Here is a 12298-nt window from a genome sequence, read left to right on the forward strand (position 1 = left end):
TTGCTAACGCATTTAGAAATTATTACAGGTGGAGTGGGGGATATTGGCTTGGCCATGCACCTGAAAGTTATATGCAGGTAGAAATTGCACGTGCCTTATCAAAAATATGTCCTTTCGTAACTCTCGAAGACACTGTGCGAGATATACTCACTCATTCTAGCGCAGAAAAAAGAGGCTACCAACCTCGAGGAAATGCTTCTGGTCGTGTTGACATTATCGTTTGGTGGAAAAATGGAACTCCCAGAGTCTTAATAGAAATAAAAAAGGGTTGGGGAAGTGACATCATAAATTCAGACGCTAAAAGACTACGCCAGTTATCAAGTCGAGGTGGTTCTCCACAACATGGAATAATAATTGTTTATACAGATGCAAAAAAAGAGGAAACAATACATAAGAGATTCAAAAATATTGAGATTAGCAGTTCTACTAAAATTGTAGATTGGCTTTGCCCTAAGAAAAAAATAGAAGATGGAGAAATTTGGTACTGGGGCACCGCCTGTTTTTTGGTAACACCATAAAATAACCGAATCAATGTCAAATCGAGGAGAGAAAACATGAATGCTGCTCACAAATTCCTTTTAATCTGCTTTGTTCCACTAATTTCTCAGTCGATTCTTGCCCAGGACACCACCCGCTTCACACCAAAAATCGGCTACCAGGCATTTAAAGTTCGCGAACCGGTTCTGACGCTTAAGCCGGGCGATGTTCTGATCAGCGAAACTTTGATGGGTGGATATTACACAGAAGAAGGCGGTGCCTGGCCGGGAGAAGTCGGGCCGATTTATATCGAAGGAGCGACACCCAAAGATCAATTGGTAGTGAAAATTATCAAAGTGCAGCCAAACCGGGAATACGGACCGGCGCGAATCAGACCCGGTTTCGGCGGCCTGGCTGCTGATGTCCGGGTGCGAATGTTGAATCCCGACATTCCATCGGAGCGTTTTCTCTGGCGGCTGGATCGCGGGAGGAACATTGCCAGTTTGGATTTACCGAGAAGCAAGTTAGGAAAAATTGAAGTGCCGATGGCGCCAATGCTGGGTCGGGTTGCGGTCGCGCCAAAAGGTGAGGAATCATTCCCCGGTCTCTGGCCCGGCGATTTTGGCGGCAATATGGACGCGCCTGAAATTAAAGAAGGCGCAACGGTCTATTTGCCAATTTTTCATGAAGGGGCGCTGTTTTATTTTGGCGATGGTCATGCACTTCAAGGCGAAGGCGAAATCGCCGGCACCGGCCTCGAGGCCACCATGGATGTCATCCTGCAATTTGATCTCATCAAAGATAAACCGATCGATTGGCCGCGAATTGAGAACGATGAGTTTATCATGGTAGCGGCCAGTGCACGACCTTTAATCGATGCCTTTCGTTTGGCGCATATCGAGTTGATTGAGTGGCTTGAAGAGGATTACGGCTTCGACCGCTGGGAGGCGTATCAAGTGCTTACGCAAGTTGCCGAATCAACTGTGGCCAATATTGTGGATCCGCAGTATACGGTAGTTGCAAAATTTCCAAAGAAGTATTTGCCTAAATAAATATAGTGTCAAAAATGTAGGGGCGTAAAATTTTACGCCCCTACCGAACGAATTTTTTTGAGGAGGAATAATTTATGAAATTCAATTTTTTAATTCTGCTTGTGGCCGGCTTGTTATTCCAGCAATCTTCTGCACAAGAACAACCGCACGTTTTCCGGGGCGCAAAGCTCTATACCATTTCCGGCGAACCGATTGAAAATGGTGTTCTGGTTATTCAAAACGGAAAAATCGTCTCAGTCGGTCTCGCAGATAATATTCAGGTACCCGCAGATGCAACCGAGCACGATGTCACCGGGAAAGTCATTATGCCGGGGCTTGTCGACACGCATTCGCACATTGGCGGTGTTCAAGGCGGCGATCGATCTGCTACGCTGCACCCCGATGTCCGGGCAATGGATGCCATCGATGTTCGCAGCGATTCGTTTAAACGGGCGCGGGCCGGTGGCGTAACCACGGCCAACATCATGCCCGGCTCCGGCTATTTGATGAGCGGCCAGACGGTTTATGTTAAACTTAGAAAAGGTCAAAAAATCGACGATTTACTCTACTGTAAAGATCCTTTAAATGATGTCTGCGGCGGCATGAAAATGGCGAACGGGACAAATTCCCTTGGAGAAAAGCCGCGTTCCGGTACGCGTGCCAAATCAGCTGCAATGGTGCGTGAGATCTATGTCAAAGCGCAGGGGTATCAAAAGAAACTCAAGGCTGCTAACGGCGATCCTGAAAAGATGCCCGAGCGAGACCTGCAAATGGAAGCGTTGATGCAGGTGCTCGACGGCAAACGAATTGTTCAGCATCACACGCATCGTCATGATGACATCATGACCGTGATTCGACTGTCGCAGGAGTTCGGTTTTCGGGTAGTGATTCAGCACGGCAGCGAGGCCTGGAAAGTCGCAGATGAAATCGCAAAGGCCGGCATTCCTTGTTCCATCATCATGATCGATTCTCCGGGTGGTAAATTAGAGGCTGTTGATTTGCGTTACGAGACCGGCGCAATCCTGGAAAAAGCAGGCGTCGATGTTGCGTTTCACACCGACGACGGTATTACAGATTCCCGCCTCCTTTTGCGTTCACCGGCGCTGGCAGTGCGTGCGGGTATGTCGCGAGCGAAGGCTCTGGAATCAGTCACCCTGGCAGCAGCTCGAATGCTCGATTTGGCTGATCGTGTGGGTTCTCTTGAGAAGGGCAAAGATGCCGATTTCATCGTCCTGTCCGGCGATCCGCTAAGCGTGTATACACACATTGAGGAGACCTGGGTGGAAGGCGTTAAATTATTTGACCGCTCAAACCCGGATGACCGAAAATATTCAGTCGGCGGTTACGAAGTATTTCGTCAGAACGTTGTTGCGCACGAAGCCGAAGGAGGCATGGAATGAGTTTTAAAAAGTTTAAAAGAATTGTAGGGAACGCATATATGCCTTCCCTACTGATAGTCTTAATCATTGCAACTCCGATTTGGAGTCAGAAAATCGCGGTCAAGGGTGAGACTGTCTATACCATGGCCGGCGATCCGATTCAAAACGGGGTGGTTCTTATCAAAAACGGAAAAATTGAACGCGTTGGCCCGGCGTCCCGTCTGAATATTGGTAGTGACTACAAAATTCTTTCCAACAAAATCGTCACTCCCGGTCTAATAGATGCCCACACCGTCGTGGGGCTTGCGGGCTATTATAACCAAAAGCACGACCAGGATCAGCTTGAAAAATCCGATCCGATTCAAGCCGAACTTCGTGCCATCGATGCTTTTAACGCTCGCGAGAAACTGGTGGAATGGGTGCGCAATTTCGGCGTGACCACCATTCATACCGGGCATGGACCGGGTGCACTCATCAGCGGGCAAACCATGATCGTGAAAACAAACGGCAAAACCGTAAATGACGCTTTGATCAAACCAACCGCAATGGTTGCTTTCAGTCTTGGCCCAAATGTGGGCCGGAATTTCAAATCTCCGGGCACCCGCTCTAAAGGCGTCGCCATGATCCGCACCGCCCTGTTGAAAGCGCAAAATTATGTTAAGAAAATGCAGAATAAAAAAGAGGATAAAAGGCCGGACCGGGATTTGAAAATGGAGGTACTTGCTCAAATTCTCAGCAAAGAACTTCCGGTTCTGTTTACAGCACAAAAGGCAACCGAGATAATGAGCGCCCTGCGGCTTGCAGAAGAATTCGGCATCAAAATCATCCTGGACGGCGCCGCCGAATCCTATCTTTTGCTCGATGAAATCAAGGCTGCCAAGGTGCCGGTAATTTTACACCCAACAATGGTGCGCAATCGCGGTGAAACGCAAAATGCCTCCTATGAAACCGCAGCAAAATTGCAGCAAGCCGGGATTCAATTCGCTTTGCAAAGCGGCTATGAAAGCTACGTACCCAAGACGCGCGTGATTTTATACGAAGCGGCCATTGCGGCCGCCAATGGGCTGGCCTTTGAAGATGCACTCGCAACCATCACCATCAACGCGGCTCAGATCCTGGGAATCGACAAGCGTGTCGGCTCACTGGAAAAAGGCAAAGACGCCGACGTCCTACTTTTCGATGGCGATCCCTTTGAATATACCAGTCATGTTTGCACCGTAATTATCGATGGAAAAGTTGTCAGCGATGAATGCCGGTGATTTTTGATAGATTCATCTCGAAATTTATAGGGGCGATTCGGCGAATCGCCCCTACGTGTTTTAGCCGGGGCTATTAAATTCTTGCACTTTGAACAAATCTTTTTTATTTATCAGTTGTGTAAATAAGTGCTGTGTTAAAAAAATTTCAGGAGAAATTTATGCCACAAACCATGGTCGAAAAAATTGCACAGAAATTTGCTGTCGGTTTAGAGAAAGGGCACGAAGTTCACGCAGGCGATTACATTTCAATTCGACCCGCGTATGTTATGACCCATGATAATTCCGGTGCAGTGATACCGAAATTTCGCAGTATTGGCGCCACGAAAATAGCAAACCGCCGCCAGGTAGTTTTTACCCTCGACCACGATATTCAGAACAAGAGCGAAAAAAATTTGGAGAAATACGCAAACATCGAAGCGTTTGCCCGCGAGCATGGCATCGATTTTTATCCGGCCGGCCGCGGCATCGGGCATCAGGTGATGGTCGAAGAAGGGTACGCCTGGCCGGGTACCATGGCGGTTGCATCGGACAGCCACTCAAATATGTATGGCGGCATCGGCTGTTTAGGGACGCCGGTGGTGCGAACGGACGCCGCTGCAATTTGGGCCACCGGCAGAACCTGGTGGCAGGTTCCGCCAATCGCGAAAGTCGAGCTTAATAGACAGCTCAAACCAGGCGTAACCGGCAAAGACGTCATCATCACTTTGTGCGGATTTTTTAACCAGGATGAAGTGCTCAACCACATTGTCGAATTTGCCGGCGATGGCGTCAAACACCTTTCTTTGGATGAGCGGCTTACTATCGCAAACATGACCACAGAGTGGGGCGCTTTGGCCGGAGTTTTCCCGGTTGACGAGGTGACCCTTAACTGGCTTCACCAACGGGCAGAATTTGTCGCAAAACGCGGATACGCCGGCGTTCCATCCGACGCCGACAGTGATGTAAACCATCCCCGTCTTAATGAATCCCGAATTGCTGAGCTGGAAGCTCAGTTAAACAACCTAAAAGCAGACGAGGATGCTTTTTATGCCAAAGAGCTGGTTCTGGACCTGGGTTCGATTCAGCCTCATATTTCCGGTCCAAATACCGTCAAAGACATGACTTCAATTACGGAGATGCAAAAGCGGCAAGTGAAGATTAATAAAGCTTACCTGATCTCTTGTGTCAACAGTCGGCTTGAAGATCTCGCAGAAGCCGCTGCCGTAGTTCGCGGAAAAAAAATCGCGGAACATGTGGAGTTTTATGTTGCTGCGGCTTCCAGTGAAGTCCAGGCCGAAAGCGAAAAACGCGGCGACTGGCAGGCGTTGAAGGATGCGGGCGCCAGCGAATTACCGCCCGGGTGTGGACCCTGCATAGGGCTTGGCGCAGGAACCCTCGAAGATGGTGAGGTCGGCATTTCTGCAACCAACCGCAATTTCAAAGGCCGAATGGGGTCCAGAAACGCTGAAGCATACTTGGCTTCTCCTGCTGTGGTCGCGGCCTCAGCTTTAGCTGGATATATCGATTTTCCGGGGGATTGGCAAGCGGCAGAAACCGTTGGCAAAATTAAGGTTAACCAAAAGCCAGAAAAGGCGAACGGCGGCGTCAAAATTTTGGACGGATTTCCGGAGTCAATTAGCGGAGAACTACTTTTCTGTCACCAGGACAACCTCAACACTGACGGCATTTACCCGGGAAAATACACCTACATCGACGAGTTTACCCCGGAACAGCAGGCGGAAGTCGTGATGGAAAACTATGATCCGGAATTTAAAAAGCTGGTTAAAAAGGGCGACATTCTTGTCGGCGGATTCAATTTTGGCAGTGGCAGTTCTCGCGAACAGGCAGCTACTTGCTTAAAATATCGCGGCATCGCTTTAGTGATCGCCGGTTCCTTCAGCGAAACTTATAAACGCAATGCTTTGAACAACGGTTTTTTAACCATCGAAGTGCCCGAGCTGGTCAATGACTTAAAAGCCAAATTCGGTACTGATAAGCTTACCCTTCGCAGTGGCATTCATGCAACAATCGACTTCCTGAAAGCGGTGTTAAATGCGGATGATAAAGAGTATGCAATCAGCCCCCTTGGCACGGCCGCGCAGGAATTGGTTTTGGTTGGTGGGTTGGAGAACTGGGTTAAGAGGAATCTTGCTTAAACCATATGACCAAACTCGGATTTTGAGCTTGGGAGCACAAAAAAACCACCTTTAATCAAGTGGAGTACCAAGCTGTAGGTGGGGAATGGTAAATTCGAAAATTGGGAGCACCGTTTAAGGAATGTTTGCGCTCCATAAAACGAAACTTCATTAACGCCCTTGTTTTATACATCTAAAAGTACCTCAAGTCAAAATTATATTGACTTAAATTCCTGATTTATCTAACCTGCATTATACTAGTAATATTATAAACTGCCAGGGTTGCGGAAACCGCTTCGCTAATTTCCGCAACCATCTATTGGCAAAAGTACTAAAACAAGATTCCATAGAGGGTCAATGTGCTGCTCGTAGGAAATGACATCGTTGATTTAAACAAAGCCGGCTACCCCGATAAACACAAAAACAGCCGGTTTGTAACACGGGTTTTCTCGGAGCAGGAGCAAACCGCCATCTTCAATTCCGCAAATCAGGATTTAACTCTTTGGATGATTTGGGCCGCCAAAGAAACGGCCTTTAAACTTATTTCTAAAATATCCGGGCCACCGGTTTTTTCACACAAAAAATTTCAGACAGTTTTACAACTTTTTAAAAACCTGGATGGAATCTCAGTAGAAGCAGCGGCGCAAGTCACTTATGCAAAACAAATCTTTGATCTGAAAATCTTCGCAAACATTGAATGTGTGCATGCGGTCGGTTCTGTACAGCGGGATGGGAAGAAATCAGACTATGTCACTTTTTCAAATACTAAATTTGTTGATGCGCAGGAAAGAAAAAAATGGGGTTCTGAAAAGAGGCTTAAAAAGCATTTTACAGAAGTTGAGCTTGCATCTATCGGCTATCCCGAATCGGCGTTAGTACGGTTTTATTGCAAACAGGAAATTGCGTCAAGATTAAAAATAGAACCCGCCCGGCTGCAGATTCTTCGTCCGCAGGACAAAAATAAAAGCCTGCCGCCGTTTTTGCTTTTGGACAATGAGCGAGTCAACATTAATCTTAGCTTATCTCATCATGGAAAATGGCTGGCGTGGATTTATAGCCTGCCCAAATCTACCTCAGCGGATTTGAGGTTGAATGAAATGTCACAGTCTTAGTCTCTTCAATAAATTCGCATTTAAAACTACCGTAACCGAACTTGAGGCCATAGCAATTTCTGCGATTACCGGGTGCAGGAGTCCTGAAACTGCCAGCGGGATGGCTACTACATTGTAGAAGAAGGCCCAGAAAAGATTTTGTTTGATTTTACGAAACGTGGCTCTGGAAAGCTTAATTGCTGAAGCCACGCTTTTTAAATCCCCACGAACCAGCGTGATATCAGCCGACTCGATTGCAATATCCGTTCCGGTTCCAACTGCGATTCCAACATCAGCCTGGGTTAAAGCCGGAGCATCGTTAATGCCGTCTCCGATCATGGCGACCTTTCCCAATTCTCTTTGCAGCCGCTGAATTTCTGCTACTTTTTCATGAGGTAAAACTTCCGCCAACACGTGCGTTATTTGTAATTTCTTTGCAATCGCTGCTGCCGTTTCACGATTGTCCCCGGTTAAGATGGCTACTCGATAGCCCATTTTCTTAATTTTTGCAATCGCTTCTGCGGCCCCCTCTTTGATCTCATCTGCGACTGCCACTGCGCCGACAACTTCACCGTTGACTGCGGTCAGCATTGTTGTCTTTGCCTCAGCTTCGAGTGCCGTGATTTTATTTTCACTTAAATTAGTATTGACATTAAAATCGTTTAAAAGCGCACGCGTCCCGACCAGGACGTTCTTCCCCGCGATTTTGCCGACGACTCCTTTTCCGGTGATAGCTTGAAAGTCCGTTACTTCTGAAAGCTGAATTTTTTCTACTCGTGCTTTCGCGACAACCGCCCGGCCTATAGGATGCTCAGACGCGGATTCCAAACTTGCTGTGAAACGAATTACCTCCTCCTTTGAAAAACCGTTGAGAGGTATCACATCTGTAACCGAAGGCTCACCTTTGGTTAACGTACCGGTTTTGTCGAACACGATTGTCTTGACATCTTTTAAATTTTGAATCGCCGCGCCGTCTCGAATTAAGATGCCGTTTTCAGCGCCCAGGCCGCTGCCGACCATTAAAGCAGTCGGAGTTGCCAGGCCCAAAGCACAAGGGCAGGCAATAACCAAAACCGCGACAAACGCAAAAATAGCCAGGGTCAACGGGCTGAGGTTTGGATTCACCCAGGGCAAGAAAGTTTGAGCCCATTGCGGAATGGCTTTCATAAAATCCGGGAAAATCAACCAGGCGGCAAAGGTCAGCAAAGCGAGTGCGATGATAATCGGTACAAAAACGCCGGTCATCCGGTCGGCAAATTCCTGAATGGGCACTTTACTGCTTTGCACGTCTTCGACCATTTGGACCATCCGGGCAAGGAAGGTGTCTTTGCCGATTTTCGTGGCCTCAATTTTAATACGACCCTGCTGGTTGATTGTCGCCCCAATGACTTCATCGCCAGGCTTTTTGTGGGCCGGCATCGATTCACCGGTTGCCATGGATTCATCGACGTCGCTTTCTCCCTCGACGATTTTGCCGTCAGTAGGAATTTTCTCGCCCGGTTTAACGACCATAATATCGCCAACCTGAACTGAAGAAACCGGCATTTCAACTTCCTGGCCATCCTCCAAAACGCGTGCAGTTTTAGCGCCTAATCGCAAAAGTTTCTTGATCGCCTCCGAAGCCCGGCCCTTGGCTTTGGTTTCAATATAGCGGCCGGTGAGGTGGAAGGCCATGATCATGGCGGAAATTCCGGCAAAGGTGCTGATCGGCATGAAAAATGAGAGCGGCCCGGTAATAATAGAGGCGGTCGTTCCCATCGCGATGAGCACGTCCATGTTGGCGTTTTTGTGTATCGCTGCGATTATTGCTGAGCGAAAAGTTGGCCAGCCGGGCCAGAGCAGCACCGGCAGCGCCAAGAGGAGCATGCCTAATTTATAAACGAAACTATTCGGCCAGGCTGAACCGGTGATAATTTTAACTAACATCCAAACCATCAACGGAACAGTAAAAGCCCAGGCGATTTTCATTCTGCTTTTTGCCTGGCGTACTTTTTCCAAATCATCCTGGCCCCCCGGCTCGGAGGTTTTATCTTTGACCGCGTAGCCGGCTTTTTTGACTGCCTCAATTAAGCTTGCTTCTCCAACCGCAGCCGGATTAAATTCCACGATGGCTTTTTCAGTCGCCAGGTTGACTTTGGCTTCTTCAACTCCATCAGTGCCCTTCAAACTTTTTTCGACCGCTTGCACGCACGATGCGCAATGCATGCCTGCAATTTGGAGAGTGACTTTTTCTGTCGCGGAGTTATTCATATTTTTAGGAGGCCTTAACATTTTTAGGTTTTGGTTCAGATGAGATTTTTGCTTTCCGTTTTGAAGCGATGTTAAATAGAATGATGCCCCCGATGGTTATAAATGCGATACTTATAATTTGTGCTGCGGTTAAACCCAACAGAACTTTTGGCGTCGTCCTGAAAAGTTCGGTGAGAATTCTACCGGTGCCGACCAAGATCAAATATAAAGCCATTTTGAAGCCGGTCGGTAATTCTTTTTTTCGAATACTCCAAAGAAATATGAAACTGCCGAAGAGCCAGATCATGTCATAAATTGGCGTTGGATGAACCAGCTCATTAGTTGGAATGATGCCCTTTGGGAATGACATGGCCCAGGGCAAGTCGGTTGGCGGGCCATAGTCGCCGTCGCCGGAGAGCAGGCAGCCTATGCGGCCAAATGTTTGACCGAGAGCATTCAAAGGCGCCATCAAATCAAAGACAAACGGAAAGCTAATTTTCTTCACTCGCAAATATAGAAAAACGGATAAAATAGCACCGATGAGACCGCCGTACCAGACCAGGCCGGCGCCCGTAAAAAGATAATCACCGGGATTTGCCAGGAACCCATCCCATCTTTCAGCAATAAAATAGATCCGTGCTCCGACAAATCCGCCAATCATGGTAGCAATGATAACCCCGTTCGCCAAATCGGGATCGTATTTGAATCGAGCAAACTCTTTTCTAAGCAAAAGAGTGGGGATCAAAAATCCCAGCATGGCCATCACCCCAAAACTGTTGATAGTGAGCGGCCCGATTTTAAAAAGTTCAGGTATCATGTTTTCCTTTTCTTTCTCAAAAATAAATTATTTACGACAAATGACTGTGATAAATCTATAACATCTTCCCTCGGCCTTCTATTCTAAAAACTTTTTCAACTTGCCCGTTCCGGATACCGTGCATCTCGTCAAACATATTCACGACCACACAGGCATGGTTGGGGATAATTCTGACTTTCTCACCGATTTCAAACTTGAAATCAGTTTCAATCACCCCGTGTTCTTCTGAAAGTTTATTGATGCTTACGCCCTTTTCGGGAATGAAACCGAAGCCGCCATTTTGGCCGGCCCTGCCCCGGGGATCTGAAGTCAGGGCTTTTTTGCCGGCATCTATAACGACGCGGTTGGCGGCTGGCGTGCTGGTAACCGTTGCTAATACAGATAACGCACAATCTTCCGGAGAGCAGGCGAAAAGCTCAATTTGAGTTAAATCAAAAAAAACATAAGTCCCGGGCCTGATCTCCGTGACACCTTCGACTGCGCCGCAATACTGTACGGTCGGTGTTGAGCCTGTGCTGACGGTTTCTATTGAAACGCCATTTTCTCGAAGCAGGTCTGCAGTTTGTACCATCACGGTTCCTTCTTGAATCCCGACTTCTTCAATGCCCTCTTTGGAAGTTTCATTATAAGAATGACCGCCGTGGGTCATTAATCCGCGCAATTTGAGGCGGTTGCAATCCGCAATTTTTTTGGCAAGCTCAAGTGCAGGATCGCCGGGAAGGACTCCCGCTCTATTTTGTCCGCAGTTGATTTCAATCACAACTTCAAGCGTTTGCTCAGCTTGCTCTAAGGCCTGGTTCAGATTTTTTGCTCCAAATTCGCTGTCAACTGCAACGCACAGCCTCACTTTATTCGCAAGCTCAATAAGGCGTTTATATTTTTGCGCGCCAATGATTTCATTGGCGATCAGAATATCATTTAGTCCTCCGGCAGCCATAATCTCGGCTTCACTGATTTTTGCACAGGTAATTCCGACTGCTCCGGCTGTGAGCTGCATTTGTGCAATTTCCGGACATTTATGGGTCTTCGTGTGGGGTCGCAAATCAATCCCCTGCTGCCTGGCAAAATCAGCCATTTGGGAAATGTTTCGTTCCATGCGGTCTAAATCAATCAGCAATGCCGGTGTATCTAGTTCTTGAAACTGCATATTTAGAATAGCCTTTTCTACTTGCGCCCGCATATTATAAGAAACTTAAGTTGTCCAAGCAAGGAATATCTTCAAGCGTTTATAGTACCGGATTGACTCATAAAAAAGGTAACCGAAACAATTTGCGAATTATGTTCTCATTGCATAAATTGAGGTAGTTACAGACAAATGCAATCTCAGCGTAATATGATCTCCATCGAAACGAAAAGGGAGAAGCCCTTCGGCTGCGTTCAGGGACAGGCTCCGAGGGAGAGCGACCCAGGCCTACCCGCGCTCCTCGCTAATCGCTTTTTGCTCATCGAATTTCTGCGGTGCGACATTGTAAAAAGTACTCCAATTTATGCAACGAGGCACTAATCTGGTTCCAATTTTACGCGTTTAGGTACAATTGCGGTTAATTAAAGTCTAATAAATAACAAGAATCTGAGTTTGCGCAGGTTTAATTTGTTCAGAATTGAGCGCCGAAACAAAGGAATTTTTGCATGAAGACAGTTTCAGATTTTAGTTCTCTTTCCACGCTAAAGAATAAGACAATGGAGCTGCGAAAAGTTCCACGTTGGTACGCTATTTATACTCGCTCCCGGTATGAGAAAAAAGTTTCAATGGAACTTGAGGAACGCGGTTTGGAGCATTTCTTACCTTTGGTTCCTCAGCTTCGCTACTGGAAGGATCGAAAAAAAATTGTAAATATGCCGATTTTCCCTGGTTATGTCTTTGTTAATATAAAACTTTCAGAAAAGATTCGTGTCCTGCG

Annotated in this window: 10 protein-coding genes; 7 read left to right on the forward strand and 3 right to left on the reverse strand. The window is 47.2% G+C overall.

Annotated features, from left to right (window positions below; genetic code table 11):
- Nucleotides 1-71: 71 nt before the first annotated feature.
- From IH879_11005 to IH879_11030, 6 genes are all read left to right on the forward strand, one after another.
- On the forward strand, nt 72-518 hold the full coding sequence (locus tag IH879_11005) for a hypothetical protein (protein MCH7675466.1): 447 nt from the start codon (nt 72-74) through the stop codon (nt 516-518).
- Between the two features lie 36 nt (nt 519-554).
- Nucleotides 555-1529 carry an acetamidase/formamidase family protein gene (locus IH879_11010; GenBank protein ID MCH7675467.1) on the forward strand — a complete coding sequence of 325 codons (975 nt, stop codon included), beginning with the start codon at nt 555-557 and terminating at the stop codon, nt 1527-1529.
- Between the two features lie 74 nt (nt 1530-1603).
- Nucleotides 1604-2908, forward strand: a complete 1305-nt coding sequence (locus tag IH879_11015; GenBank protein ID MCH7675468.1) for an amidohydrolase family protein — start codon at nt 1604-1606, stop codon at nt 2906-2908.
- A gap of 38 nt (nt 2909-2946) precedes the next feature.
- Complete coding sequence (locus IH879_11020; protein ID MCH7675469.1) at nt 2947-4146, forward strand: amidohydrolase family protein; 1200 nt, start codon at nt 2947-2949, stop codon at nt 4144-4146.
- A gap of 158 nt (nt 4147-4304) precedes the next feature.
- On the forward strand, nt 4305-6281 hold the full coding sequence (gene lysF, locus IH879_11025) for a homoaconitase (protein MCH7675470.1): 1977 nt from the start codon (nt 4305-4307) through the stop codon (nt 6279-6281).
- 338 nt (nt 6282-6619) lie between these two features.
- The gene (locus IH879_11030; GenBank protein MCH7675471.1) at nt 6620-7372 is read left to right on the forward strand and encodes a 4-phosphopantetheinyl transferase family protein; all 753 of its coding nucleotides are present in this window, start codon (nt 6620-6622) and stop codon (nt 7370-7372) included.
- On the opposite strand, the gene IH879_11035 is transcribed toward IH879_11030, so the two are convergent.
- From IH879_11035 to IH879_11045, 3 genes are read right to left on the reverse strand one after another with little or no spacing between them, the layout of a single operon-like run.
- Nucleotides 7361-9601: a copper-translocating P-type ATPase gene (locus IH879_11035; GenBank protein MCH7675472.1), complete on the reverse strand. Its 2241-nt coding sequence runs from the start codon at nt 9599-9601 to the stop codon at nt 7361-7363. The two genes, IH879_11030 and IH879_11035, sit on opposite strands and share 12 nt — an antisense overlap.
- A gap of 4 nt (nt 9602-9605) precedes the next feature.
- Entirely contained in the window at nt 9606-10397 is a 792-nt protein-coding gene (locus IH879_11040; GenBank protein MCH7675473.1) for a prolipoprotein diacylglyceryl transferase, read from the reverse strand.
- Between the two features lie 55 nt (nt 10398-10452).
- Entirely contained in the window at nt 10453-11544 is a 1092-nt protein-coding gene (locus IH879_11045) for a D-TA family PLP-dependent enzyme (GenBank protein ID MCH7675474.1), read from the reverse strand.
- 533 nt (nt 11545-12077) lie between these two features.
- Between IH879_11045 and IH879_11050 the strand changes: the two genes are divergently transcribed.
- Nucleotides 12078-12298: antitermination protein NusG (locus IH879_11050; GenBank protein ID MCH7675475.1), on the forward strand; the 221-nt coding region annotated here is incomplete at its 3' end.

This window comes from candidate division KSB1 bacterium (assembly GCA_022562085.1).
In the GTDB taxonomy this organism is placed as follows: Bacteria; Zhuqueibacterota; Zhuqueibacteria; order Oceanimicrobiales; family Oceanimicrobiaceae; genus Oceanimicrobium.